The organism is Halomonas sp. SSL-5 (genome assembly GCF_030708455.1).
In the GTDB taxonomy this organism is placed as follows: Bacteria; Pseudomonadota; Gammaproteobacteria; order Pseudomonadales; family Halomonadaceae; genus Halomonas.
Genome location: NZ_JAUYWF010000011.1, coordinates 115,425 through 141,044 on the forward strand (window position 1 = coordinate 115,425; position 25,620 = coordinate 141,044).

At 55.1% G+C, this 25,620-nt stretch carries 21 protein-coding genes and 1 pseudogene; 14 read left to right on the forward strand and 8 right to left on the reverse strand.

The genetic code is table 11. The features are described from left to right. Window positions 1-677 precede the first annotated feature (677 nt). The 3 genes from RAN53_RS13875 to RAN53_RS13885 all read left to right on the forward strand — a co-directional run bounded on the left by RAN53_RS13875 (window position 678) and on the right by RAN53_RS13885 (window position 5,665). On the forward strand, window positions 678-2,381 hold the full coding sequence (locus RAN53_RS13875) for a hypothetical protein (protein ID WP_305797406.1): 1,704 nt from the start codon (window positions 678-680) through the stop codon (window positions 2,379-2,381). A gap of 139 nt (window positions 2,382-2,520) precedes the next feature. Continuing rightward, on the forward strand, window positions 2,521-4,269 hold the full coding sequence (locus RAN53_RS13880) for a hypothetical protein (RefSeq protein ID WP_305797407.1): 1,749 nt from the start codon (window positions 2,521-2,523) through the stop codon (window positions 4,267-4,269). A gap of 220 nt (window positions 4,270-4,489) precedes the next feature. Continuing rightward, window positions 4,490-5,665: a PIN domain-containing protein gene (locus tag RAN53_RS13885; protein WP_305797408.1), complete on the forward strand. Its 1,176-nt coding sequence runs from the start codon at window positions 4,490-4,492 to the stop codon at window positions 5,663-5,665. A gap of 766 nt (window positions 5,666-6,431) precedes the next feature. Here the strand turns inward: RAN53_RS13885 and RAN53_RS13890 are convergent. Beyond that, a complete protein-coding gene (locus tag RAN53_RS13890; protein ID WP_305797409.1) occupies window positions 6,432-6,626 on the reverse strand; it encodes a hypothetical protein in 195 nt (64 codons plus the stop codon). A gap of 246 nt (window positions 6,627-6,872) precedes the next feature. Here RAN53_RS13890 and RAN53_RS13895 point away from each other — a divergent pair, with 246 nt between their 5' ends. The 3 genes and pseudogenes from RAN53_RS13895 to RAN53_RS13910 all read left to right on the forward strand — a co-directional run bounded on the left by RAN53_RS13895 (window position 6,873) and on the right by RAN53_RS13910 (window position 10,662). Continuing rightward, window positions 6,873-7,280: a hypothetical protein gene (locus RAN53_RS13895; RefSeq protein WP_305797410.1), complete on the forward strand. Its 408-nt coding sequence runs from the start codon at window positions 6,873-6,875 to the stop codon at window positions 7,278-7,280. Window positions 7,281-7,292: 12 nt separating this feature from the next. Next, window positions 7,293-8,543 (forward strand): annotated as a pseudogene (locus RAN53_RS13905) (putative bifunctional diguanylate cyclase/phosphodiesterase); the annotation flags it as partial. A gap of 1,411 nt (window positions 8,544-9,954) precedes the next feature. After that, window positions 9,955-10,662, forward strand: coding sequence for a hypothetical protein (locus RAN53_RS13910; protein ID WP_305797411.1), 708 nt, complete (start codon window positions 9,955-9,957; stop codon window positions 10,660-10,662). 275 nt (window positions 10,663-10,937) lie between these two features. On the opposite strand, the gene RAN53_RS13915 is transcribed toward RAN53_RS13910, so the two are convergent. From RAN53_RS13915 to RAN53_RS13935, 5 genes are all read right to left on the reverse strand, one after another. Next, window positions 10,938-13,037 carry a TonB-dependent receptor family protein gene (locus tag RAN53_RS13915; RefSeq protein WP_305797412.1) on the reverse strand — a complete coding sequence of 700 codons (2,100 nt, stop codon included), beginning with the start codon at window positions 13,035-13,037 and terminating at the stop codon, window positions 10,938-10,940. Between the two features lie 105 nt (window positions 13,038-13,142). Then, complete coding sequence (locus RAN53_RS13920; protein WP_305797413.1) at window positions 13,143-14,051, reverse strand: ABC transporter ATP-binding protein; 909 nt, start codon at window positions 14,049-14,051, stop codon at window positions 13,143-13,145. Window positions 14,052-14,054: 3 nt separating this feature from the next. Then, on the reverse strand, window positions 14,055-15,146 hold the full coding sequence (locus RAN53_RS13925; RefSeq protein ID WP_305797414.1) for a FecCD family ABC transporter permease: 1,092 nt from the start codon (window positions 15,144-15,146) through the stop codon (window positions 14,055-14,057). Next, window positions 15,143-16,174 carry a FecCD family ABC transporter permease gene (locus RAN53_RS13930; RefSeq protein WP_305797415.1) on the reverse strand — a complete coding sequence of 344 codons (1,032 nt, stop codon included), beginning with the start codon at window positions 16,172-16,174 and terminating at the stop codon, window positions 15,143-15,145. The genes RAN53_RS13925 and RAN53_RS13930 overlap by 4 nt, the downstream gene beginning before the upstream one ends. Further along, complete coding sequence (locus RAN53_RS13935; protein ID WP_305797416.1) at window positions 16,171-17,076, reverse strand: ABC transporter substrate-binding protein; 906 nt, start codon at window positions 17,074-17,076, stop codon at window positions 16,171-16,173. The genes RAN53_RS13930 and RAN53_RS13935 overlap by 4 nt, the downstream gene beginning before the upstream one ends. A gap of 746 nt (window positions 17,077-17,822) precedes the next feature. On the opposite strand from RAN53_RS13935, the gene RAN53_RS13940 reads away from it, so the two are divergent. The 6 genes from RAN53_RS13940 (at window position 17,823) to RAN53_RS13965 (ending at window position 22,486) form a co-directional block, all read left to right on the forward strand. Further along, complete coding sequence (locus RAN53_RS13940; protein ID WP_305797417.1) at window positions 17,823-18,842, forward strand: ABC transporter substrate-binding protein; 1,020 nt, start codon at window positions 17,823-17,825, stop codon at window positions 18,840-18,842. Then, the gene (locus RAN53_RS13945; RefSeq protein ID WP_305797418.1) at window positions 18,839-19,603 is read left to right on the forward strand and encodes an ABC transporter permease; all 765 of its coding nucleotides are present in this window, start codon (window positions 18,839-18,841) and stop codon (window positions 19,601-19,603) included. Before RAN53_RS13940 ends, RAN53_RS13945 begins: the two co-directional genes overlap by 4 nt. Beyond that, on the forward strand, window positions 19,600-20,370 hold the full coding sequence (locus tag RAN53_RS13950; RefSeq protein ID WP_305797419.1) for an ABC transporter ATP-binding protein: 771 nt from the start codon (window positions 19,600-19,602) through the stop codon (window positions 20,368-20,370). Before RAN53_RS13945 ends, RAN53_RS13950 begins: the two co-directional genes overlap by 4 nt. Before the next feature lie 37 nt (window positions 20,371-20,407). Further along, the gene (locus RAN53_RS13955) at window positions 20,408-20,707 is read left to right on the forward strand and encodes a hypothetical protein (protein ID WP_305797420.1); all 300 of its coding nucleotides are present in this window, start codon (window positions 20,408-20,410) and stop codon (window positions 20,705-20,707) included. A 241-nt stretch (window positions 20,708-20,948) separates the two neighbouring features. After that, a complete protein-coding gene (locus tag RAN53_RS13960) occupies window positions 20,949-21,494 on the forward strand; it encodes an ankyrin repeat domain-containing protein (RefSeq protein ID WP_305797421.1) in 546 nt (181 codons plus the stop codon). A gap of 254 nt (window positions 21,495-21,748) precedes the next feature. Beyond that, window positions 21,749-22,486 carry a hypothetical protein gene (locus tag RAN53_RS13965; protein ID WP_305797422.1) on the forward strand — a complete coding sequence of 246 codons (738 nt, stop codon included), beginning with the start codon at window positions 21,749-21,751 and terminating at the stop codon, window positions 22,484-22,486. Window positions 22,487-22,564: 78 nt separating this feature from the next. Here RAN53_RS13965 and RAN53_RS13970 read toward each other — a convergent pair whose 3' ends face one another. Continuing rightward, entirely contained in the window at window positions 22,565-22,939 is a 375-nt protein-coding gene (locus RAN53_RS13970; protein WP_305797423.1) for a histone-like nucleoid-structuring protein, MvaT/MvaU family, read from the reverse strand. Window positions 22,940-23,180: 241 nt separating this feature from the next. Beyond that, entirely contained in the window at window positions 23,181-23,408 is a 228-nt protein-coding gene (locus RAN53_RS13975; protein WP_305797424.1) for a helix-turn-helix domain-containing protein, read from the reverse strand. Between the two features lie 100 nt (window positions 23,409-23,508). On the opposite strand from RAN53_RS13975, the gene RAN53_RS13980 reads away from it, so the two are divergent. Both RAN53_RS13980 and RAN53_RS13985 read left to right on the forward strand, forming a co-directional pair. Further along, window positions 23,509-24,096: a hypothetical protein gene (locus RAN53_RS13980; RefSeq protein WP_305797425.1), complete on the forward strand. Its 588-nt coding sequence runs from the start codon at window positions 23,509-23,511 to the stop codon at window positions 24,094-24,096. Between the two features lie 2 nt (window positions 24,097-24,098). Beyond that, window positions 24,099-25,484, forward strand: coding sequence for a DEAD/DEAH box helicase (locus tag RAN53_RS13985; protein ID WP_305797426.1), 1,386 nt, complete (start codon window positions 24,099-24,101; stop codon window positions 25,482-25,484). Window positions 25,485-25,620: the final 136 nt, after the last annotated feature.

Sequence of the window (25,620 nt, forward strand, 5' to 3'; positions counted from 1 at the left end):
GAAGCAACAGTAGTCCGCGTTGGCCATGGGCTACCCTGATAGCCACACTATCCGCTGGGTAGCCTACCCATGATACAGCCCTCCCCTCCCCCACAGACCCGCTAACCGGGCCATCGATCTTCGTGACAGCTTCACACAGCCCCTGGAGAGCTTCCGCGAGGCATTGGAATGCCTGCGGAGCGACCGTTCCTACATGGCCGCCATGAGCGGCGAGATCATCGTCTACCTGCGCAGCGGCTTCTTCCTGACCATTCCTGACGAGGTTTCATCCTTCGCAGCGGCGAGGTCGCACACTGGTAGATGTATGGTTGACGATTCTCTACTGGTTTACAGCCTTATCATGCGACTGGAGTAAGGGGGGGGTATACATAAAGGAAAGACCGCTATCGACCCAAAGCGGACATGCCGGCAAAGGCAGCAAGTACGCTCGTTGGAGATATGTGGCATGCAGGATGATCGGTGTTATGCTTCCAAGCTATACTTAACTTCTGAGTTTTTCAATGAGATAAGAGGTGGGCGAGCGCGCAGCATAACATTATTGAACGCGCGTGCGCGTTCATGTGGAATATCAAGCGTGCGGCCTAATGCCTGTTAGGCACTAGTAGTGTGGCTTGCTTTCTGGGGTTTCTACGTCTATTCAAGACAATCAAAAAAATAGGTGTTAAATAGGGGGAAAGGTGTCGAGCAACTACTGTTATGGATTTTTGTGTTTTGTTCCGCTTGATGCGAATGCTCCAAGATTCTTTGGTTTCTCCGAGTTTCTTGCTGGACTAGCGCTCATGGTGTTGGCATGGACAATAGCGGATGTGCGCTACCGCTTTAGGGTCAGAACAACACCGATACCGCTCCAAGGGATAACATTCTCTGTGGTAGCAGCTGTGGGCGTTTTGACTCTCCTGACGGATCTGTGGCGTGCGGAGCAATGGCTGGTTCCACGGGGGAATCTCTTGACACCGTCAGGGTGGCAGGCGTTCCTCGGAGGTCTTTTTCTTCTGACGTTTCTAACATGGGCATGGTTCGCTTTCATTCGTCCTCCTGTCTTTGGTAAGAGGAATGCCCAGCGGTATGGCCAAATTCTTTATCAATTCATTCTCAAAGGTTCTCCTTCTGAGCTATCTGTGATTGCAGATGAAGTTTCACGATCGGCGAAGTCGTTGATTCGCCACGCGACGGATAGGGGCGAGTTTAAAAACTACCGCAGGCACGAAAAGGAAGATAAGAACCCGCCGAAGGTGACAGCCTGTGCTAATGATATATTGCTTCTTATAGCCGATAAGAGGTTCTGCCGGGCAATTGTCGAATCGTCCCCCGGTACTGCGTTAGCTGTGTTCCATGAGATTGGAGAGACACAGAAGTACGGCATCCCAGTAGAGATTTTCTCCAAGAATATCGTGAACGAGGCCCTCGCAAATAAGAATTCTTTTCTATTCCATGAGGCCGAAGGGTACGAATCCGGCTTGCTCGGCTATCACAAGCCGCTGAGCCAAGCCATGTTTTCAAACCACAAGATGGTTGAGGTAATCGGAACACTTTTAGATCCAGACATATGGGACAAAAGAAAGTGGGATGCTGCGCAATGGAAAGCTTACTGTCGGGTAGTTTTGATGACCCTCCGCGATTATGTAGAGAAGGACTTTTGGAATCACTCCTTCGTACTTTACCGCGCAAAGGGCTACATTGAGCACGCTGTGTTCGATCTCTACAAAATTGATGGAATCGCGAACAGCGGCTGGGATGACGATGTACAAGCGAGACTTCGAGTTGTCGTTGACTTCATCAAGGACGCTATCGAGATTCTCGAAAAGAGTGGGGTTCCTGAGGGCCTCCAGCTAAGAGTTCGGGAGGAGCATCGCTGGGAATCCTTCTATGATCACCTAGCTTCCTTAATCTTCGAGGTCATATTCTCCGCATCCGCGGTACGATCCCCTGCCAACCAATGTTGGTGGATCCAGCATAACTCCGTCTGGGGTGAGCTGTTCAATTTTAGAAGTCTAAATGGAGCTGCGGGCAAGGTAGTAAAATTCAAAGTGCGTCGCCTTGTCTACAATGAGATAGTAGATATGGTGCGCTTCCCAAATTTTAAGGGGGCCAGGATTCTTGGCTTCTGTCTGAACGTGATGGGAATCACCGTCAAGGATCAGGACTATTTTGACGACAGTAGGGCACTGCAGAAGGTGGTGCTATCGTGGACGAAACAAAATTATGCGTGGCTGTATTCCTACAATCCGCAAGTAGCTGAAGCGTGTTTGGTCGATGGCATTACGTATGACAAGGGTAATCGACGTTTGGTCAAAACGTACCCGGCTGAAGGTTTGAGACGCGAGCCAGAGTATGTCTACTTTGATGTGGACCCGCCACCGCCTGAAGTAGAGAAGTCCTAGAACCATCATGCACTACCAAGACGAGAAAAAGCGCCTAGCAATCAGCTGCACAGGAAAAATCACTCGCTGCACTCGCAATTTTCCTGTGAGCTCGGCGTTATGAGTCACGGGAATCGGGCAAAAAATTAAGGGGCATGGATTGACAATAAAGAAGATCGAGATAAAAAATATAAAAGGGATCGAGAAGAAGGCCTTTGAGCTAGATATTCTCGCTAACCGACCTAGCCTGCTGGTCGCACCAAATGGATTTGGGAAAAGTTCATTTGCTGCTGCATTCTTAAGCCTGCTGCAAAATCGGCTTTCAGTTCAAGAAGATAACCATCACAAGGCAGACTCTGATCTGCCTCCTGAGCTCTGTATAGAATATGAAGATGTAACTCATCAGGTGTACTCGCTTACAGCCAATGGTGAAAAAAACGAAATACAGCAGCATTTTTCGTGGTTCGTTATCAATAATCAGATAAAGGCTAAAGGTGTAGGGCGAAATTTTGGCGGACGAAATGTCGTCAGTGCTTCCATTGATGTTGAGCCAGTTGTACTTATTGAGACTATCCCAGCGCAGGAGTCTTTCGGATATAGCTACACTAAAAAGAAGCGAAAATTCGGAACGAATGGAAAAGTCTTGCCGAACATTACGCAGTTCTCTGATAGCTCGAGTTTTATTAAAGGTATTGGTGACAAGTTCGTTGAGCTTGATCGGATCGGCCAAGTTCGCAACTCACAGGCAATCGCGGATTTAGTCGAAGACGTCAATCGACAGAGGGGAAACACTGATCAGCTATTAGCATGGATAGAAGCCAATAAGCTGGACGAATTTGAAGCAATTGAGCCTCTTAAGCAAATAGCTGAACTAATATTGTCTAGCAACCTAGGCTTTACAGAAAGGCACGTTGCTTATCTGGCAGCGATTCAGATATCTAGTCTGTATGCTGCCGATAAGCCTAAGTTCAAGCGAGCGCAGAAGTACGCCGATTATGTGCTTGAGAAAAAGCAGTATTCTCAAATCCTCGCAGCATTCAACACGTCGTGGTGTAAAATTGCCCCCAAAGAAAAGGGCCGTAAGCTGGTCGTCGAGTTCCCAAAAGCAAAGCACATTTCTAACGGACAAAGAGATGTAATTACCTTTGTTGCGCTGCTGCATCGCGCCCAAAACAAATTACGTAGCAAGAATGGCATTTTAATCATAGATGAGGTGTTTGATTACCTGGATGACGCGAACCTTGTTGCGGTTCAATATTACATTACCAAAATGATTGACCGCTACAAAGGCGAAGGACGGCGACTCTACCCTCTAATCTTGACGCACTTGAATCCGCATTATTTTAAAAATTTCGTATTCAGCAAACAAAAGGTTTATTACTTATACAAGCACGACATCAATGCAAAACCAGCAATGATCAAGTTGCTTAGAAATAGACAGCAGCCGAACATTGAGCAAGATGTATCGAAGTACTTGCTCCACTACCACCCTGGCGAGATCAATAAGAGGCAGGATTTCGAATCGCTAAACTTGAAGGCGACTTGGGGCGAGGGACAAAACTTTAATACGTTTATCAGCGAGGAATGCCGAAAATACGCTGATAGTGAAGAAGAGTTTGACCCGTTGGCGGTGTGTTGTGCGGTGAGAAATCTGGTCGAGAAGAATGCGTATCAACAACTGCAATCGCAGGCAGATCGCGATACCTTTATCAATACTTTCAAGACTCGAAAGAAACTAGAGTTCGCCGAAAGCGTAGGTGCGTCTATCCCTGAATACTTTTATCTTTTGGGCGTTATCTACAACGAGGGTATGCACTGGCGAGAAGAGCAGGACAATCTGTCGCCGATTGCTGCAAAGCTTGAGAACAGTATAGTTCGGTCTCTGATATGCAAGGTCCGGCAGGCTTGAGGGCAGTGTTTCATAAATTTTCCGCTGCCGCTCCAAATTGGCGGCTTATTCAGAGCGTTATACATCAGAATATTCTCAATGGCCGCTTCTGGCCGATAGGTGAATTTTAGACTATACTGATGAAACTTTTTCAGCTTTTGGTATAACGGGACGATGCTAGGAGCCTGTGTATTTAATAGTCTGCAAGGAACCAAACACCTCAACGTGAGCATTGTATAATATGTCTGTCAAAGATGCGCTTCTGTTCATTGATGCTAACAAGTACCTAGACTTATATCGTACTGACAAAGGACGGAAGTTGCTAGGTCCATTGGCCGAACAAGCTTCATATGTTTTTGTTACACAGCAAGTGGTTGATGAAGTTGAGAGAAACAAACTTGGCGCTGCTGCTGAGTTTCTTAGAACAAAAAATCAAGGCATGAAACTTCATGGTATCAACGTACCTGATCATTTCTCCGGTTCTGAAGCTGGAAAGAATGATGAAATCCTCAAAAGTATTAAGAGTATAAGCAAGTCAGTGTCTACTGTAAATGCAGAAATAGATTTACACACACTGGAGATTTTGGCACAGGTATCCGAGTCGAAAGACGAGGTTTCAAAGGAGTTGGCCTCCATTTTTTCAGGTGCAGTTACGGCCACTCCTGACGAGTTACGACGTGCTCGTGAGAGGAAAGAAGTTGGAAATCCACCTGGAAAGCGCAATGACCCACTTGGTGACGAGATTACCTGGGAGCAAATTCTCAGTAATTTCAAACGAAAAAAGCGGCTATGGATAATTTCACGAGACGGGGACTATGGTACAGAGTTTGGAGGAAAGTTCTTCCTAAATGGGCTATTAAGGTCGGAGGTGATGCAGGTTTCGGAGAGTGCTAGTGTCTATATATTTAAAGACCTATTCGAAGGGCTGAAGCATTTCGTAGAAACGACTAAGGTAAAAGCCGAAGTAAAACTGACTCCGGAAGAGGTGGCGGACATAGAAGCCGAAGAAAAGTCTCTACCTATAGAGGATGCGACTTATCATGCATCTACTTTTCCAGAATATGCGAGGTCTTCAGTTGATACCAGTCAGGCTCTAGCTGCGATGCAGTCTTCAGCTGAGATTCAGAGAGCTCTGGATGCGATACGATCTTCAGCTGATATTCAGAGGGCTCTGGATGCGATACGACCTTCAGCTGAGATTCAGAGGGCCCTGGATGCGATACGACCTTCAGCTGATATTCAGAGGGCTCTGGATGCGATACGACCCTCAGCTGAGATTCAGAGGGCTCTGGATGCGATATCACCTTCAACTGAGACTCAGAGAGTTCTGGATGCGATAAAATTCTCAACTGAGACCCAGAGTTTTTTAGATGCGAAAAAACGCTCATCCGATATGCCAAAAGATGAAGATGAATAGTTCTAACTCAGAATATTTAAAGCATTGATATCGCGTAAGTCGGGCAGTGAGCGAGCCACTGGTTGCGGCTTTGTGTGAGAACTCTCTGAACGACCTCTTCTGGCCGAAAAGAGATATTTCTACTACCCTGAGTTTGAAAGGACTGATTAAATGTGCGTAGCCCGGTAGGGATGATGTCTGCATGCTTAATCATTCTTATAATTTGTTCATCCCTTGGATGACTGGTTTTAAAATAGAGGTTTGCTATGGCTGTCAAGCACACACCTACAGGGGTGGTTCATAAGGGAACCAAAGGTGGTACTACTGGTTGCGGATTTAATACACGGGAGAATGCTGGCCATTGGGTTTCATCCTCTCAACGAGTAACTTGCGACAAGAACGGATGTAAAAACTAGGGGAGCAATAAGTGCAACCCCACTCGGCTTTTAGTTATTAGGGCTGAATGGGTATAAGATGCCTAGCCAGCGAACGATAGAAACTGTTTCCAGAAAAGTCATATTTGAGATATCCAAATGTCAGCTTCTGGCCGGTAACGGCTGTGTATCATGTGGTCTCTTTCTTTACGTTCGCCGACCGCCCCTCCAGGCAGGCCGCGACGATCTTGGCCTTGAACGACGGGGCGTAGCGACGGCGGCGACGGATCTCACGCTCGGTGCTTGGGGAAGTTATGAATAGGTGCCCACTTAACAATAGATGGGCACCTAATGTCGCTGGCCTGAGGGTTCCGCGGAAGGCGTGTTCACCGGCCCGTTACGCCGATCCGCTGTTAGCGCGTCATCAGGCCGACGGCCGACCAGCGCAGCTCCACCAGCTCAGAAAACCGCAGACCGTATTCGAAGGCCAGGCGGAGTATCAGCGCGCTGCACTGGCCATGGCGCTTGCCACGGGCGGCGCGGCTGCGCACTGTCCGGATTTCAGATAAAAGCCAGGCGCTACCACGCAACGTCTTTCCATTTTCCATCCGATGGCCATGAAGGCGCCTCTCAGCAGTGAATTAAAGGCGCTGAGCGGAGAAAGAGGATATCGTTTATAGCGGGTTGAAAAGGGCTGGGGCTAGGGATCGATATGGAATGGATATGAACCATACTTTATAACTAGATAAAGAGATCAACACGAATAATCCGTCAGAAATCTCAGTTATCTTTGGTAAGAAATTGTTAATTTAATGAGATGGGTAGGGGGGGGGCAGACCATGAGACCAACTTGGGTGACGAAGCCGAAGCCGATGGCGTGGCCTGAGCGGGTGGAGCTGCTGCTAGCGGGACGCCATACCTCTCAGGTCGGGATCGCAGTGCTGCTCTTAAGCCTGGGGACTGGGATTGTATATGCTACCGGCGGTACCGCGTACGCCTACCCCTATCTGATGCTGATTCCCGTATTGCTCGCCGCCGCCTGGTATGGCTTGGCTGGCGGTCTGGTATCCGCCCTGGCCGCGAGCATCGCGATGGCGCTGATGCCTCTGGATGTAGCAAATGGCGTCGAGCAGCATTACACGAATTATATGTTACGCATCGCGCTGTACTTGCTTCTGGGCGGTATCGCGGGATGGCTGTTCCAGTCGCGCCGCCAAGCGTTCCTCGACCACCGGGATATTGCCCGAACCGACCTGCATTAGGGGCTCGCCAATCAAGTCGCCCTCCGTGAGGACCTCGACACACTGCTGTTTCCTCTGAGGCCGCCCGTGACGAAGGTCGGAGTGATCAAGGTGAAAGTCACAGACCTCGCCGACGTCATCGAGGCGCTGGGCCTGGAGGCGGCCGATGAGCTCATCGTCGCGATGAGCCAGCGGCTGAGTCAGGTGGTTCGTGGCGGTGGTCAGACCTACCGTATCGCTCCCGATGAACTGGCTCTGATCGTACTGGATATCGAGACGAGTGATCTCCACACCATCAGCCAGCGGCTTCTCGAGATCGGCGAAGAGAGCTTGCCGATCCGCCAGGTGCCCGTCCGCGTCCAATTATCGATAGGCAGCGCGATCGCAGATGGCCGCAAGACGGTGACGGAGCTGCTCCGCGAAGCCCGCCTCGCGATGATGGCATCTGTTCACCAAAGGAAAGGTTACATGCACTTCAGTCCGACCTTCGACCAACGCTCCCTGGAGGCCTTCAAGCTGATCGGGCAGGTGCGAGCGGCGTTGGCCGAGCGGGAATTCGAACTGCATTACCAGCCTAAGATTCGTCTGGCCGATGGCCAGGTCTGTGGCTGTGAAGGCCTCATCCGCTGGCGGGGCAGCCAGGGCAGGCTGATCCCCCCGGGCCAGTTCATGCCCAAGGTGGAAAGCACCTCGCTCATTGGGCCGATCACCCATTTCGTCGCGCAGGCCGCCGGGGCGTTTTCCTTGCATCCAGGCAGCGAAAGCGCGATCAGCATCAACCTGTCGGTACACAACCTGTACGACGAGAAGCTGTTTGAGCTGCTTCAAGAGCTGATCGAGCATACCGGAGTGAGCTCCGAACGCCTGGAAGTAGAGCTCACCGAAAGCGCCTTCATCGGCGACCTCGGCGCCGCCCGCGATGCCGTGCAGCGCCTTCGTGATCTCGGCCTCAGTGTGAGCATCGACGATTTCGGTACCGGGTTTTCCTCGTTCGAGTACTTGCAGCACCTGCCCATTACTGGCCTCAAGATCGATCGTACCTTCGTGTCTCACCTCGGTGAGGACGCGCAGGCACGAAAGCTGATGGCCTGCATGATCGATATCGGACATGCCCTGGACCTGGTGGTCACCGCAGAAGGCGTGGAAACCCAGCTGCAGGCCGAGACCCTGCATCAACTGGGCTGCGATCAGGCCCAGGGCTTTTACTACTCACCGGCCCTCCCGGCCGAGGACTACCATGCCTGGTGCCAGCGTCATGCGGCAGCCTTTCGTCTCGATCACTAAACAAACACCTGTGCCTTAGTCATAACCCTGTACGCAAACCCGTCGGGCAACGTGGCGTGCTCGCTTAACCAGCACACCCACAAGCTGTCGGTGTATGCCCAGGGCATGCCCTATGCCTGAAGGCGGAGGTTCTGGATCTATATCTCAGCACCGGCCGCATGGTGCTGGCAGTGGAGTACACGTTTCGATCCTCATGTTCGACCACGCATAGGCTTTCCCCCATCCTTTTAGCTGGACGCCACGGTGTAGTCATTATCTAGCCTTGGCATGACTTCCAGATTGAAGCACCATGTAAAGAAAATGAAGGTTTGCTTACCACCAGCCGTGCTGAGTTGGTGGTTCCGGCGGAATGGCCGCTTCTGGCCGAAAAGAGATATTTCGACTACCCTGCATTAGAGTGGATTGATTAAATGTGCGTAGCCCGGTAGGGCTATCTTCAGGCTTAATCGCTCATATATATTGTTTATCCCTTGGATGACTGGTTTGAAAAAGAGGTTTCGTATGGCTGTCAAGCACACACCCACAGGGGTGGTTCATAAGGGAGAAAAAGGTGGTACTACTGGTTGCGGATTTAATACGCGAGAGAATGCTGACCATTGGGTTTCATCCTCTCAACGAATAACCTGCGACAAGAACGGATGTAAAAATTAGGGAGGCGAGAAGTTAAATCCCACTCAGCTTGTAGTTATGAGAGCTGAGTGGGGGTTAGATGCTTAGCCAGCGAGCTAATAGAAGATGTTTTCGGGAAGTTGTCATGTTATAGGTTTTTAAATGTTAGCTTCTGGTCGGGTTCAGTGATTCAGTCTATTCTGATAGGTAGTGAGAAGCAGTGGCTGAACTAAAGCGATTGTGCTGGAGATATCTTATTACTGTTATGGAGAAAGGGGTGGCTAGATTTGGAGCTTGTATCTAATTTATATGCCTGTAGGCATTGCGCTGGAACAGGGACCTGTTCAAATGGTGAGGATAATACTTCCTGTGTTGCTTGCGCAAAAAAACATGAGCTCCCTTTTTGGCGGCAGAGAGGGCAGCTCGGATTGATGTGTGGGTCGTGTGGTGGTATAGGGCAGGCAGAGCCACTTACGGAGCGAATGAATAAGCGTATCGCCCCAATGTTAGCTATTTTTCTTACTATTTCACTTCTCGTTATTATTTCAACTGCGGCCTTGCTAAATAGCCAGCACTTCACTGAGCTTCTGGCTTTTGGGAGTGCAATAATTGGCTCTGTGACAGGATTTTACTTCTCTTCGCGTCACTATACGAAGTAAGCTTGGCCAGAACCGACGCTGTAGATTAGTGAAAATAAGCCGTAAATTGTATTATTAAGCAATCGTCCGGCTTCTGGCTGGAAGCGGCAAGGCGATCTGGAATTTTATTTAGATATATTTTTTCAGCCTCTGGGGGAGGGGAAATGTCTCGATGGTTGATTAAATTGTGCGGGGATAATTTTGATCTTGAAGAGTTCCCTCGTTGGTTTCCTGATGGTGATATTTTCTCGTTTGAAGAGAATGGGTCCGTGTATCTTTCTGGGCCTGCATTCGAATCGCACGAAGAGTTTTCAAAAATCCAAGATATGGCTCTTCAAGTCATTTATGAGTTCTCGGCTGTAATATCACTTTTATGCCCGGGTCATCGTAGGCCAGCGGATTTTGAGGTAATTAAAGAGACAGATGATGGTAAGCATGAAAGGTATATCCCTGCATCCACTATTGCTACGATTCGCTCGAAAGTAAAGGCAGTCCCTGTTGTAGGCGGCCAGGGTTTAGAGGAGCTTTCTATAACACAGGGGCAAGTGCTACTTTCTGGCGCTATTGATAACTATCATTTGCGGACAGCGCTAGCTTTATGGGGTGACCCTATTAAAACATGGCCTCGCCTGTATCGCATACTTGAAGATATTGAGAGATATCTTGGACAGCATGTTAATAAAAGCGGACTATGCTCAGCCAAACAGCGCGAACGTTTTGCCCGTTCTGCAAATTGTGCAGAGGTGTCTGGGAAAGATGCGCGACATGCTGCAGGTAAGTTCAATTCGCCCAATGAACCAATGATTCTAACAGAAGCTTGTGGCTTTATTTCAAATATCCTGATGGAAACGCTGAATAACGCGGCCAAATAGGATGTATGTAAATCTTATGGTGCGTAGCTTTTCCATATGTCCGCTTCTGGCCGGAAGCGGCTTTATATGATGCGAAGTTTTATTTTTATGAGCCGGATAGATATGCGTGATAAGTACCCATGGATCATTGCACTTTGGGGCTGGTTACTAAGATCATTTCTTTGCCTCCATTCAATCACTGTTCTGAAAATGATATATTTCAGATGTTAAATAATTGTTAGGGCGACGGCCCGAAGGCCGCCGCCGATGATAGACAGGATATCCCTGCCCGTTGATCAGAATTCGAGGCGAGCCTCCAGCATATAGGCACGACCCGGCATCGGAACGCGTCCGACCGGGCTGACGTCGGTGCCACGGAAGTAGGCGTCATCATCGAGCAGGTTGGTGGCAGAGAGTCCAACGTTCAGGAGAGTATCATCGCTGAGGCTGATATCGCGGCCGATGCGGGCGTTGACCAGGGTGTAGGCAGGCAGTTCGCCGGCATCACCGTTAGCGGTTTCCTGTTGGGTATTAGCAGCATCGCTGAAGCTGTCACTGACCCGGTTGACACTCACGCTCGCCAGCCACTGATTCATCTCATAACGAGCGTTGGCGCTGATGTGATGTTTCGGCGCGTTGGGCAAGTCATTACCGGCGTTGTCGCCCGTGCGTTGCTCGGTGGCGAGGTAGGTGTAGCCAAGACCCAGTGACAGGCGATCAGTGGTCTGCCAGTCAGTCTCCAGCTCGATGCCTTCGTGGCGCGTCTCGCCCAGGTTGACGAAGCGATCATTGGCCTTGTCGAACTGGATCTGGTCCTCGTAGTCGATGCGGAACAATGTCGCCGAAGTGGTGAGAGTCGGCGTTACATCGACGCGAGCGCCGAGCTCATAGTTCCAGGCGGTCTCGTTGGCCACGTCGCCCTCCCGGGTAGCTTGGGCAATCTGGACCGGCACCAGCGATTTCTGTGCGTTGGCGAACACGAAGACCTCATCGGTGGCGGCATAGCCCACCGTCAGCCCCGGCAGTATTTCGTCTGTATCATTGGTCGAGGGGGTATCGTTGATGGCGTCATAGAAGTCCATGCGCACATCTTCGTAGCGTACCCCTGGGGTGATCTCCAGCTGTCCATCCATCAGGCTCAATGTGTCACTGGCGTAAAGCGCGACGGCGTCTGTCTCCAGGTCCCAGCGCCGCACTTCATTATAGCTGCCGTCGCTCAGATCCCGACGATTGACGTCGAAGTCGACATCCTCACTCACATAACGCGCACCCAGCGTCATGGTGTGGATACCCCCGCGCAGGGTCAGGCGCGGCTCGGTCCCCCATACATGAAAGACTCGCGGAGAGTCGGCTACATGACTTGATTCCGCCTCTGGGTCGGACCAGGCACCGCCGCTGACCAAGTCCTGGCCGAAGAAGAAGGTGCGGTCGGCACGGTGGGCAAAATTGCGCCAAGTGAATTCGACGTCGTCGTTGGGACGATAGGTCCAGCCCAGTGTCCCGCGCAGCATGTCCGCTTCATAGGCGTCATAAGGCCGCTGGGAGGCAGTGCGGTCGCGTTCGTAGGCCGCGGGGCTGAGGGCGCCGGGCAGCTCGGCGTCCACCTCATAGTACTGCAGGCTCGCGTCCAGGCTGTGGCGGTCGTCGATGAAGTACTCGGCGTCGACCAGGAAGTTCTGGACATCGGTGTCGGAGTGCTCGCGGAAACCTTCACCACCCTGGACGTTGGCCTGGAACTGCAGCGCCAGGTCGTCATTGACGAAGCCACCGACACGGTAATAGGTGTCATGGAAGACATTTCCCGTGTCTTCGGCGATGGTCACCCGCTCCGACAGGGTCTGCCCAACCTCCCCAGGGATGGGTTTGGTCAGGAAGTTGACCACACCGCCGACGTTGTTGGGGCCGTAATGGACCGCCGCGCCGCCGCGTACCACGTCGATGGTGTCGATGCTCTGCAGCGTCACCGGGAACAGGGAGGCGCTGACGTTGCTGTAGGGGCCGATGGCGATCGGGTAGCCATCCACCATCATCTTCAAACGTTCGCTGCGTAGCGGATTTAGGCCACGCAGGCCGATATTGGGCAGCACACCGGTGCCGGTCTCGTCGAGCACCTGTACACCCGGCACCGAGCGCAGCGCGTCCTCGATGTTCAGCGCGCCGCTGTCATGGAGCTGCTCGGGCTCGATCACCGTGCGTGTGCCGGCGTAGGTCTGCACTTCTTCCTCGGTCGGATTGCCGAGCCAGTCGCCCTGGACGACCAGGGTATCGAGTTGGGCGGTCTCCTGAGCTTGTACGCCGGCGCTGATCAGCACGGAGACAAGGCCAATGGCGGCGGCGAGGGGTGTCTTGGGGGAGTCGCCTGCGAGTGTCGAGAGGGTGGAGCGTGAGGTTTCCATGATGAGCCCATTTTTCTGGTTATAGAATATAATGAGTCTCAATGGTAAATGAGAAAGATTGTGAAGTATAGGCCCTGAGACTTGCCGTTACCCTTCTCCCGTGCGCTATAGCGTCGGCGGGGTTAGAGACGCCACCGGCACGAAATAGGGGGATGAAGCGGCTTGGGTGTCGTTGTCAGCTTGCGAACCGTCATCGATGATACGGGCGCGAATGCGGAAGACCTCGGCCAGGAGTTGTTCGGTAAGCACCTCGGATGGCAGCCCTGCCTTGATAAGCTCTCCTGCCCGCATGGCGACCAGCCGGTGCCCCACCCAGGCTGCTTGGTTGAGGTCATGCAGTGACATGATCACGGTGAGACCCTGCTCACGGTTGAGTGCCTGCAACATTTCCAGGATCTCCAACTGATGGCCCAGATCCAGAAAGGTAGTGGGTTCATCCAGAATCAGCAGATCGGCCTGTTGGGCCAGGCACAGCGCGATCCAGGCTCGCTGACGTTCGCCTCCAGACAGTGCCGACAGCGAACGGGCTTCGTAGCCGGTCAGGCCCGTGACCCGAATCGCCCAGCGCACCCGGGTGTGATCCTGCTCGCTGAGGGGGGCAAACAGGCGCTGGTGAGGAAAGCGGCCGTAGCGTACCAGCTGCTCGACGCTCAGCCCCTCAGGCGCCTGGGGATGCTGGGGTAGCATGGCCAGGCGCCGAGCCAAGTGTCTCCGGGGCCAGCTCGTCACCGTGCGGCCATCAAGTAGTGCCTGGCCGTTTTGGGGTGTCATCAGGCCTGCCAAGGCACGCAGCAAGGTGCTTTTGCCGCAGCCATTGGGACCGATCAGACAGTGGATGTGACCCGGTTCGAAATCGAGAGTCATGTTCGGCACGATGATCTTGTCGGCGTAACCCAGTCGCAGGTTTTGCGCCGATAGCCGCGGGGCCTGGGAGCCTGCATCGCCAGGACCTACTTGGGCCTGGAGACGGACGGGCTTACCTGCTTGGGAAGGGGGGGACATGCTGGGTGTCATCGCTTAGCGCCTCCTGGCCAGTAGAGCGAGAAAGAAGGGAACCCCGAGCAACGAGGTAACCACTCCGATGGGGATCTCAGCTGGCACCAGTACGAAACGCCCGATCAAATCCGAGGCGAGCACGAGCAAGGCACCCAATATCGGGCTGACGATGAGCTGACGCTTAAGGTCGGGGCCGACCATCAGTCGCGCGATATGCGCGACGATCAGGCCGACGAAGCCCACGGGGCCGACGACCCCCACGGCACTGGCGGCGAACAGTACCGCCACCAGCAGCAGGACAAAGCGCGAGCGCTCGACGCGAAGCCCGAGGGTGGCAGCGACCTCGTCACCCAACTGCAGCAGGTTGGCGCCTCGAACCAGCAGCGGCAGCAGGACAAGGCTGGTTGCCGTCCATGGCAGCAGCGCCGTGAGGTGCGTCCAGTCGCGGCCATACAGGCTGCCCGAGAGCCAGGCCAGCACCGTTTCGGTAGTGGCCTGGGCCCAGCCGGCCAGGACCCCGGTCGCCAGGGCATTGAGCAGGCCCGCCACGGCGATGCCGCACAGGACAAGCCTCACCGGGGTCGAACCACGATTCCAGCTCAGGCGGTAGACCACCCCTGCCGCCGCGAGCCCGCCGAGGCAGGCGATGAACGGCAGCCAGTCGAGGCTGAGTGCCGCGCGGAGATAGGGGTTACCGTCGCCGGTAAGACGCTCGGCGGCTGCGAAGACCAGCACTGCCGCGAGGCTCGCCCCTGCGTTAATGCCCATCACCCCGGCGTCGGCCAGCGGGTTGCGCATAACCGCCTGTAACAACGATCCTGCGATAGCGAAGTGGATCCCGACCAGGGCCCCCACCAGCAGGCGCGGCAGGCGCAGGTTCCAGATGATGTCCTGAGCCACCGGATCGCTGACCGCCGAATCGCCGGAGCCAGTCATCGCCAGCCAAGCTCGGCTCGGTGACAGGGGGACGGCCCCAAACAGCAGGTTGGCGAGAGCAGCTAGAATCACCAGGCCCAGCAGCACAGCAACCCCGAGTGGTAGGCGGGTTTTCACGGGTTCGCTGTCGGCGGCGTGGGGCAAGATAGGTGTCGCGGCGTGAGCGGAGAGGGTCATAGCGTTCTCGAGCGAATCAGGGCAATGAACAGGGGACCACCGATCAGCGCGGTGAATAGCCCCAGTGGCAGTTCCTGGGGAGCCGCCAGAGTGCGGGCGAGTAGGTCACTGAGGGTGACGAGCAGGGCGCCGGTCAAGGCGACCAGCGGCAGCGCCTGCCGCTGGTCGACTCCCGCCGCCAGGCGCACTAGGTGGGGGGCGACCAGACCGATGAAACCCACCGGCCCGGCGACCGCCACCGAGGCGGCGGTCAGCGCCACGGCAAGCGTCACAAAACCGAGACGCAACAACGTGACGGCCCCGCCTAGGGAGCGCGCCACGCTATCTTCGAGCTGCATCAGATTAAGCCAGCGGCCGGTACCGAGCGACACCGCGAGGCCGCCGAGGGCCCAGGGCAGGATCTGGATGACATGGGCCCAGCCGCGCCCCTGAAGACCACCGGCCAGCCAGCTGTAGAGCTGTTGCGCCTGGGCGCCGGAGAACAGCAAGAAGGCGGTGACCAGGGCCGAGGCCAGGGCGGTGACCGCCATCCCGGCCAGGGCCAGCATCAAGGGCGAGAAGCCACTGCGCGCTGCCAGCAGGAAGGTCAGGGTGGCGGCGCCCGCGCCCCCGAGCATACCGATGCCAGGCAACCAGGTGACGTCCACCCTCCAGGCAACTTGTGCTATCACCACCGCCATCGAAGCCCCGGCGACGACGCCGGTGATGCCGGGCGACGCTAACGGGTTGCGGGTCACGGTCTGCATCAACTGGCCGGCCAGGCCCAAACTTGCCCCCACCAGTAGGCCGGCGATGAAGCGGGGCAGGCGAAGTTCCAGCACCAGGATCGTGGCCATGTCATCGCCCCGGCCGGTGAGCACATCGGTTAGCTCGTGAAGCGACACCGGTACGCTGCCGGTGACCATGGCCAGTCCCCCGATGACGGAAATGACGATGACGAGCAGTACGCTCCACCGAGCGAGGCTCGGACGGCGAGGTGCAGGTGCCGCATGAGTGCCGTCGGCAGATGGCGGGGCAGCGGCGTTCATGAATAGGGATGGCTGGCGATGGAAGGCGGCAACTCAGGACGCGCAACGTCTTCGGGATATAGCCGCCAGGCCATCTCGTCGAGGATCAAGCGGCGGGCGATGGGGCCACCGCCCTCTTTCCAGTGTGGGCCGACCTCGTATACCCGGCCGTTCTTCACCGCCTCGAGATAGGGCCACACCGGGTTGTTGGCGAAGGCTCGCTCGCTGCCGGTGGCGAACAAGAAGATGACGTCTGGGTTGAGGGCCAGCAGACGTTCCAGGCTGATGGTGTAGCCGAAGGGGATAGTTTGCTCCGGCGTCGGAGACGGGCCGGCGGCGTTGGTGGCGTTCAAGTGTTCGAGCAGAGTGGCACTTAGGAAATGATCGTAGTAAGCGAAGGGTGCCTCGCCGGCACCGGCGAGCAGGATGGCGCTGACGCCCCCGGGGGCCTCGTCGAGCTTGGCAAGGCGAGCGTCGAAGGCCTGGTTCAGCGCCTCGCCTTCGGCGCGTTTGCCCAGTGCCGTGGCGATACCCGTCACCGCGCGGTGGCTGTCCGCAAGGCTGACCACATCGAAGGCGTAGAACGGGGCGATAGCCTCGAGCTGGCGGGCGTGGGGCTCGGTGTAGCGGTGAATACCGATGATTAGCTCAGGCTTGAGCTCGGTGAGCAGCTCCAGGTTGGTGCTGGCACGTTGGCCAAGACTTCGAGTGTGGGAGAGCGGGGCACCAAGATAACTAGGCAGTGGCTCACTGCCGAACGTCGAGGCACCGACGGGCGAGACGCCGAGTGCCACCAGGGTATCGGCGGCGAAGGTCGAAATGGCCGCCACCCGCTCGGCCTGCATGGCTTCGATCGGGGTGCCACGGTCGTCACGAAGTGGTTCGTCGGCGTTCGCTGGCTGGGCCAGGGCGCTGTGGTCCATGACCAACATAAGCCCCAACAGCAAGGCGAGCGCTGTGCCGGGAAACGAGCATTGCATGCGTTTTCTTTCCATCAGGCATCGGCAAAGTTATAACGGTGGACTGTAAACGAAAAAATAATGGTTTGCATTAGTATTGATAACACCCCGGCTCGCTTACCACGCGCCCGAATGTTCGTCTGTCCGGGCCATGGAGTGGTCGGGACGTAATTCCTTCAGCGTCTTCCGCCCGTCGTGAGGCTCGCGTCAGTTGTGGCCGGGGCCGCTGGGCTGAGGTCGAAGGAAGCGCGCAGTCACGCAGACGGCGAAACAGGATGCCGCGGTCTTCGCCCACCAGGAGGTTGATCACCCGCGCCCTCGTCAGTACCGGTGCTGGCCCAAGGAATCGCACAGAACAGGCAGCACGTAGAGTTGGCATCGATGCACTCGACGGTCACTTGGCACAGGGGCAGACCTTCGGCAACAGCAACAGCAGTGAGCCGGATGGGCAGCCACACCTCACGAGCAGGTGTCATGAACCGCTGGGAACCCATGGGCTTATCCTGAGCCGCTCGACGGTGGCCAGATGGCAATGATGATCCGGTCCGCGCTTAGCTGACCTGTCAGGTGGTCCCAAGGATGGGGTCCGCTTCGTTTGATGGGATGCTATAAATTAAATATGGGTATAAAAAATTATTTTAAATAAACATTAAAGAATAAGAAGGCGCCGCGTTAGGATGGGCTGAATGATTCATCCTTGGAGAGATTCCATGCTACGCATCCCAAATCTGCTAGCTGCTCTGCTGATCGCCGCCGGTCCGGCCCAGGCCGAGGACACCACCCGCCTCGAGGTGGGCTACATGCCGATCCTCCCGGTCGCCCAGCTGTTCGTGATGGAGGGCGAGGGCTGGACGAAGGAGATCGGCCTCGAACTCGAGCTGACTCGCTTCTCCAGTGGTCCGGCCATGGTGCAGGCGCTGGCCTCCGGTGAGCTCGACGTCATGTACTTCGGCATTGGACCGGCCATGGTCGCCCGCGCCAATGGCGTGCCGATCAAGGTGCTGGCTGCGAGTATCCGCGAGCAGATCGGCCTGGTGGCTCGAGGCGAGCTGGCTGAGACGTTCGCCCAAGTCGACGACCCTTCCGAAGCCATCGCCCGCTTTACCGAAGAGCAGGGTCGCAAGCCGCAGATTGCCACTTTCCCCCGCGGCTCGGTGCCCGACACCGTGCTGCGCTACTGGCTGGTCGAACGACTGGGCGTGGGCGAGGAGGCCGTGGAGATCGTCGCTATGGGCGCCGACCGAGTCCAGCAGGCACTATTGGCCGGGGCGGTGGATGGCGCCTCGATCCTCGAGCCGATCCTCACCACCGTGCAGGAGCGCGACGACAGCGCTCGGGTCGTCGCTCGGGCCGACGAGATGCTGCCTGGCCAGCCTGGTGCAGTGCTGGCAGCCCGTGAGAGCGTGCTGGCGGAGCACCCCGAGGCGATGCGCGAACTGATGGCACTGCACTTGCGCGCCACCGAGGTACTGGTCGAGGAGCCCGAGCGAGCCGCACCCCACGTCCGGGAGTTCGTCGGCAAGCGCCTGATCGAGCTCGATACCGTGGAGGCCGCCCTGCGCTCTCCGTCCTCCAACTACCTGGCCGACCCCCATGCCATCCTGGAGGCCACCCGCACCATGCACGACTTCCAGGCTGCCCAGGGCACGCTTAGAAAGCGCGTCGACCTGGACGCGCTTTTCGACACCGACCTCTACGATGCGGTGGCCGAGGACCACACAGGCTCATGACATCGGTCCAGGCACGGCATCGACGAAGTCTACTGGGCGCCCTAGGCCTGACCGCCTTCCTGCTGCTCTGGGAACTGGCTCTGCGCAGCGGCCTGTTGCCAGGCAGCCTGGTGCCGCTGCCCTCGACGATTCCCGGTGTACTGGCCGCAGAGGTTGCTGACGGCATCTGGTTCGAGGTGGTGATGTCGAGCCTCACCCACTACAGCGTGGGCCTGCTGCTGGGCTCGCTGCTGGGCATCACCGTGGGCGTGTCGGCGGCCCTGCTACCGGCCGTCGATGCCCTACATGCCTGGCTGGCCCGGCTATTGCGCCCGATTCCGCCGCTTGCCTGGATCCCCTTCGCGATCATCTGGTTCGGCATCAATCCCACAGCGGCGGCCTTCATCATCAGCATCGGCGTGTTCTGGATCAACTACTTCGCCAGCTACAGCGCGGTGAGCTCGGTGGATCCAGGTTATGACGAGGTTGCCCGTGCCTTCGGCCAGGGCGGCTTCCTGGCACGGCTGGCCAAGGTCAGCCTGCCGGCTGCCGCCCCAGGCATCCTCGGCGGGCTGCGCGCCGGCCTGGGCCAGGGCTGGATGACGGTGGTGGCCGCCGAGCTGTTCGGCATCCCGGGCATCGGCCAGCGCATGATGGAGGCGTCCAGCCTGCTCGCCACCGACATCGTGGTGGTCTACATGCTGACCATCGCCGGGCTCTATGCGGCCTTCGACTTCCTGTTCATGACCCTGCAGCGCCGACTGCTCAGGTGGCAGCCGTGACCGCCTCCCAGACGACCCTGCCCCCGGTGCTTCGCGCACGCGGCATCCGCCTGGGCTTCAGTGGCACGCCGGTGCTCGCCGGCGTCGACCTCGACCTCCACCCCCGGGAGTTCGTCGCCGTGGTGGGCGCCTCGGGGGTCGGCAAGTCGACCCTGCTGCGCGCCCTGGCCGGGCTGCTCGCTCCCCAGGAGGGCACGGTCGAGATTCCCGAGGGCGGAGCTCGCGACACTCGGGCCTGGTCCATGGTCTTCCAGGCACCACGGCTCTTCCCATGGCGTCGTGTACGCGCCAATGTAGAACTGGGGCTGGAGGGGCTCGCCCTCTCACGGGCCGAGCGGCGACAACGGGCCCTGGAGCCCCTGGCGCTGGTGGGGCTTGAGGACTATGCCGAGCGCTGGCCGCATACCCTGTCTGGAGGCCAGCAGCAGCGAGTAGGTATCGCCAGGGCCCTGGCTGTGCGCCCGAGGGTGCTGTTCATGGACGAGCCCTTCTCGGCCCTAGACGCAATCACCCGGCGCCGCCTCCAACAGGAGCTGGTCGACCTGCGCCGCCGTACCGAGGCCGCCATCGTCTTCGTCACCCACGACATCGAGGAGGCCGTGCTGCTCGCCGACCGGGTGATAGTGCTGGGCGGCCAAGCACCGGATCGGCCGGCAGGGGTGGTGGAGACCCTCAATATCCCGCTGCCGTTGGACGACCGCCGCGACCACCCGGATTTTGCCGACTGCCTGCAGGCCGTCGAGCGCCATATCGGGGCCGCCCACTGACGTCCGTCCCCCCCACTCCCGAGAACCAGGAGGCCCCATGGCCGCGCTTCGCGTCCTGCTGCATGCCCCCACCGCCGACGCCCTCGTCCGGGCACGGCGCAACTTCCGCAACCTGAGCAAGGCCCGCCCCGATGCCGAGGTGCTGATAGTGGCCAATGCGGGGGCGGTGGCCGCAGCCTTGGCGAATCCAGACGAAACTGACCCCCATCTGCGACTGTGCCACAACTCCCTAGTCGCGCAGGGCCTCGATAACACAACCGGCCTCGCGGAGGTAGCGGCAGCAGTAGTCACCCTCGCGGAGCTTCAAGCTGCCGGATGGTGCTACATTCGCGCTTGACGTGGGTGGAATGCAGCATTAACGGATATTAGGACAAAAGTTGGCGAGTCGATTGATGAGTAGATGTTAAGAAATGAGAATTTCTATCGGTGGAATGTAGGTGGCCAAGTAAGCTAAGCGATTTCCGCTCCAGAGAATCGCCGACTTCAAAGTCCGCTTATGGCCGTTTGGAGCATATTTTTCAGATGATGTTATGAGATTAGGAAGGTTATTTAAATTATTTTTTATAAAGGAGGTGGCCATGAGTGAGCTGAAAGTTATCATAGAAGAAATTTACGATCAGGCAAAAATAGGGCGCTGGCAGAAAGTTTTATCCGAATGGAAGGACTTTCCGGTTATCGCGAAACGATGTAGCCGCTACGAAAAGGAAACATCTGGATGGTCTTTTTTACATCAAGCAGCTTATTTTGGAAATGTCCAGGCTTGTAGAGAATTAATTCGACTTGGTGCTTCAGCTAACAAGCCATCTCGTGACGGGAAAACTGCTGTAGATGTGGCTGTGGAAAAGGGTTTTGTCGAATTGGCTGCTCTCTTGAAGAGATCATTACACGATGAGGGGTCGCTGTGGGCTAGTTCCACTGATTCCGACTTGGGACCAAGCAGTGACCGATGGGAGGAAGCCATAGAGCATTGTGCAAGGGAAGCAATGCTTGTGGCTTATGCTGGAGGGGTGGTAAAGATTACACTTGGTGCACGATATTTTTCAGATTCGTTTGGTCGCGTGTTAATTGGTTGGCATGGTACTTATGATCCGCCTTGCGGAATGGACGGATATTCGATGTTATAATGTTTTTCACTGAAGCCGTCCCAGCAGGGTGCTGCATAGGGCCACAATCCCGCTAATGTTCATTGCCGTCTATGGCTTAGTGACATATGCGAGTCAGCTGAAAGTCTGCTCTTGGCCGGATGCCGAATTTTAGGCTAAGCTGATGGAGCTGAATTGGCAGCTAGCTAGCCGAAGCAGATATGCATGTCGGCAATAGCCGCATGAGCGTTTATCCGAGTTGAAAAAGTGGTGACAGTTTGGAAGAAGGAAGATAGATGGCGTACGAGCCAACAATCAGAAAAAACCCTAGGCAGTTAACCATTGATCAGCATTACCATACGGCACATGCTATTTCAATGTTTTACGATTCGGACGATAAGGTGGAAGTAATGGATTTATCTTCCGGTCAAATAGTTAGAAGGCATAAACGAGCAAAGATATTTTGTACTAAACGCACATGGGACCAACGTGCAGAAAAGGGATACATGACTCCTATTGAAGATAGGTTTCATGAAGAGATTGATAATATCAAGAACTTTTCAGAAAGAGATCATGAGGCTATTTCTAAATATTGCCTTCTCTGGCGGTTAAGGCATGAATTCCACTTAAGTAGCCATACAGATGTAGTTCTAAATGGCATATCCGATTCAGGCCTAACAAAAGATCAGGAGGAAATCCTTGAAAACAAAAATTGTAGTTTTGTTCGGGAAGGCGGAGTGGTAGCATCCCGCTTTTCGTCTGGGCTTGAAATTCAAACTTTACTTGATCAATATTGGGATGCTTGTAGCCAATTTAAATGGGGGTTGATTGAGGCTCAAGATGGTGAGTTTTTGGTTGCAGATGGTTATGGAGATTTTGCATTTATTCCCATTTCTCCAAAACGGGCCTTCTGGGCTGGTGAAAGCGACCAAAGAATTAATAGAAGACAATTGGCTGAAGTAAATAAAGAGTCTATATCTCGAGCAAAAAAATACTACTTTGCGCGAAAAATTAGTGAGTGTCCAGTTGCCTAATATCCGGTTTAGCTGAATGTCAGCTTCTGAGCGAAAGCTGACCTGTCCACCTGTTTTGGGTGAGCAGGTGAGTACTCTTTAGTCTTCAGTTCGTACTACCCAACTTTCTACGGTATCGGCACCGTATTCTTCTTTCCAGGCCTTCAGCGTCTTCTGGTTACCGCCGCGGGTCTCGACGACTTCGCCTGTGTTCGGGTTCTTGTAGATCTTCAGCTTGCGTTTGGCGCGGCCGGTGCTCTTGGTGCTGCTGGATCCCTTGTTAGAAATCGATGTCGGATCGAGTAGCTTGATGACGTCGGCGGCTGACTTGTCGAACTCCCGCATTAGGTCTTCGAGGTGGCTCTTGAAATCCAGCTCGGTTTTCAGGCGATCGTCGTTCTTTAGCCTATCCAGTTCTTCCTGGAGCTGCCTAAGCTGCTGTTCCTTCTGCATGTAGGTAGTGAGAATTGACATGGAGCTCCTCATGAAAGTGAATGATGATTACGATTATGGTGTCAAATCCTAAGATTATCAATCTATATGTTCACAATGGCAAGATGCCTTCATAATCGCCTTCAAGCAATGGTCTGTACTCGGCCTCATGAGATAGATCACCGGAATGGGCGGAAACCTGTCCACATTCATTGGTGGTGGCATGGGCAATGTTAACTGGCTCGTATAATAGTGACACCATACCAGTGATGGCTGAACAATATTACTTAAAGATATCTTGGAATTCGGGAAGCAGCGTGGCGGGATCGCAGGCGAGCACCCTGGCGATTAGGTAGAGCTTCTCCACAGTGATGTTGACTTCACCCCTCTCAATGCGACCCACATAGCTTCGGTCAATACCGCTCAACAGGGCTAGGTTATCCTGAGATAGCCCGCGAGCCTTCCTCCGGTGCCGAATCCGTTCCCCTACCGCTTTCGCCAGCTGGTCCATGGACGCCTCAAAATCTCTTGAGGCGGCACTATCATGCGTTTGCGGACCCACAAGCCACGGATTATAATCCGCATTTCATTCCTTCTTCCTCGGATCTCCCATGAAGCCCACTTCGTTCACCCTCGACAAGCGGCTATATGAGCTGCTGCAGGACGAGGGGCTCACGCAATTCACTACCGCAACCCTGCGGGATGCCTATGCCTCCCGACTAGGGGACAGCCCCTATAAGCTCGGTGAGGTTCGCCGCTATGTGTACGAGCAGATTCGCCGCATGCTGCGGGCAGGCTGGCTCGTACTCGACGATGAGCGCCGTAAGCGGGGGCAGGTCTATCATCTGCGTCCCATGCCGGAACACTTGCAGCTGATGCTGGTTGACAAAGGATTTGAGAAGAGCTTGAAGCCCCAATACAAGGCAAAGCGGGCGTCGCCGGAACCCGCGATGAGCCTTGCTGCTTCCGGAACCGATGCTGAGGTGTACCAGCGCTTGGAGGCGACCCTCAAGGAAGTCCGTCTGGACTTCCTGACATCGATGGGGGAAACAGAGCGATACAAGCAACTACTCGATGAGATGCCTCACCTCCGCAGCCACGTGGAACACGAGTATCAAGAGGCCAAGGATCGCAGCTCGCGCCTTTTGGGCCACCTCCGAGCGGTAGAGAAGACGCTCACTGCGTTGCCCTCGCAATGACGATGCCGGGACTGCGTACATGGCAGCAGCGGTGCATCGAAGCAGCGCTGGCCCATTTTGTTGCCACACCGCACTTCCTATGCCAGGCAACACCGGGCGCCGGCAAGACACGCTTGGCAGCGGCGCTGGCACGCTGTCTCTTTGAGATCAACAAGATCGATCTGGTGCTCTGCTTTGCGCCCTCATGCCAGGTAGTGGACGGGTTTCGTACGACCTTCGCAGACGTACTTGGCAAGCGGCTCGATGGCTTGGTCGGTGCCGTTGGCGGTGCTTACACCTACCAGGCAATGGAGCACCGGGATGAAACCTTCTGGCGGCTACTTGATGAGTATCGCGTGTTCGTCGTCTTTGATGAGATCCACCACTGCGCCGGACATGATCCCCTGTTGAGCAATGCCTGGGGGCAGCAAATCCTAAAGAGAATCCAGGACCGTGCTGCCTATACGTTGGCATTGTCGGGCACTCCGTGGCGCTCTGATGACCTACCCATAGCCCTAGCACGTTATTCATCACCAGAAGGTGAATTGATCTGCGACTATCAATACGGCCTAAGAGAGGCCATCCTTGATAATGTGTGCCGCTCTCCGCGTATCGTTCTTCTAGATAACCAGGAGGTTAAGCTAACCGAGGAAATGAAGGCCAAGAGCGCCGCCAGGCTCTTTCCAAGCATTGCTGCATTGCTCGGAGATTCCCCAATCACCTACGAGGACCTCCTTCGTCACGATGATGTGATGTCTCATATTTTAGGCCTAGCTTGTGAGAGGTTGGATGAAGTGCGGCGAAAAGAGCCGGATGCGGCAGGCTTGGTCGTTGCAACCGATATCGAGCACGCCCACCAGATCGCCCTAGCCCTAGAGGCAAAAGGAGAGGCCTGCCATGTTGTCACTAACAAGACCCCGGGAGCCCATCAGGTCATCAACCGCTTTCGACATAGTGATTGCCGATGGATTGTGGCAGTTGGGATGATTAGCGAAGGAACAGATATCCCACGCCTTCAAGTATGCTGCTATTTAAGCCGCATTAGGACAGAGCTTCACTATCGCCAGGTTTTGGGGAGAGTACTGAGGCGAAAGGGGAAGAAAGATGACAAGGCTTGGTTTTTTATGTTAGCAGAGTCCAATCTTAGTCGATATGCTGTACGCGTTGCGGAGGACCTTCCTAATGACCTCTCTGTACTAAGGAAAGTGAAATCTCCTTTCAGCAAGACGAAAACACCCCTCGCTACAACCGGAGCCAGCCACGACGAAGACCATCCTGACGAAAACAAACCCTCTGCCCCCGAACGCGATGAAATCATAAAAAAATACTCATACGACTATCCAGGCGATGCGATTTATAGGGTTGATTTTTCCGGACAATACCGACAGACCCTTCTCAACTTGTTATAGCGCCATCAACGATAACTTCGCACTCTTCCATTTCAAAAACTGAAGGAAAGCCAACATTCAGAAAATAAATTAAAATATTAAACCCACCAAGCCAGAAAAAGTTAAAGACAGAAAATTAAATGGGAAAGAAAGACTG

Coding starts and splice junctions, on each gene's coding strand:
- RAN53_RS13930 (WP_305797415.1), bottom strand. CDS start 16,174: ATGAACGCCGCTGCCCCGCCATCTGCCGACGGCACTCATGCGGCACCT.
- RAN53_RS13985 (WP_305797426.1), top strand. CDS start 24,099: ATGCCGGGACTGCGTACATGGCAGCAGCGGTGCATCGAAGCAGCGCTG.
- RAN53_RS13945 (WP_305797418.1), top strand. CDS start 18,839: ATGACATCGGTCCAGGCACGGCATCGACGAAGTCTACTGGGCGCCCTA.
- RAN53_RS13965 (WP_305797422.1), top strand. CDS start 21,749: ATGGCGTACGAGCCAACAATCAGAAAAAACCCTAGGCAGTTAACCATT.
- RAN53_RS13970 (WP_305797423.1), bottom strand. CDS start 22,939: ATGTCAATTCTCACTACCTACATGCAGAAGGAACAGCAGCTTAGGCAG.
- RAN53_RS13925 (WP_305797414.1), bottom strand. CDS start 15,146: ATGACCCTCTCCGCTCACGCCGCGACACCTATCTTGCCCCACGCCGCC.
- RAN53_RS13955 (WP_305797420.1), top strand. CDS start 20,408: ATGGCCGCGCTTCGCGTCCTGCTGCATGCCCCCACCGCCGACGCCCTC.
- RAN53_RS13910 (WP_305797411.1), top strand. CDS start 9,955: ATGTCTCGATGGTTGATTAAATTGTGCGGGGATAATTTTGATCTTGAA.
- RAN53_RS13935 (WP_305797416.1), bottom strand. CDS start 17,076: ATGGACCACAGCGCCCTGGCCCAGCCAGCGAACGCCGACGAACCACTT.
- RAN53_RS13940 (WP_305797417.1), top strand. CDS start 17,823: ATGCTACGCATCCCAAATCTGCTAGCTGCTCTGCTGATCGCCGCCGGT.
- RAN53_RS13960 (WP_305797421.1), top strand. CDS start 20,949: ATGAGTGAGCTGAAAGTTATCATAGAAGAAATTTACGATCAGGCAAAA.
- RAN53_RS13915 (WP_305797412.1), bottom strand. CDS start 13,037: ATGGAAACCTCACGCTCCACCCTCTCGACACTCGCAGGCGACTCCCCC.
- RAN53_RS13920 (WP_305797413.1), bottom strand. CDS start 14,051: ATGACACCCAGCATGTCCCCCCCTTCCCAAGCAGGTAAGCCCGTCCGT.
- RAN53_RS13975 (WP_305797424.1), bottom strand. CDS start 23,408: ATGGACCAGCTGGCGAAAGCGGTAGGGGAACGGATTCGGCACCGGAGG.
- RAN53_RS13980 (WP_305797425.1), top strand. CDS start 23,509: ATGAAGCCCACTTCGTTCACCCTCGACAAGCGGCTATATGAGCTGCTG.
- RAN53_RS13885 (WP_305797408.1), top strand. CDS start 4,490: ATGTCTGTCAAAGATGCGCTTCTGTTCATTGATGCTAACAAGTACCTA.
- RAN53_RS13890 (WP_305797409.1), bottom strand. CDS start 6,626: ATGGAAAATGGAAAGACGTTGCGTGGTAGCGCCTGGCTTTTATCTGAA.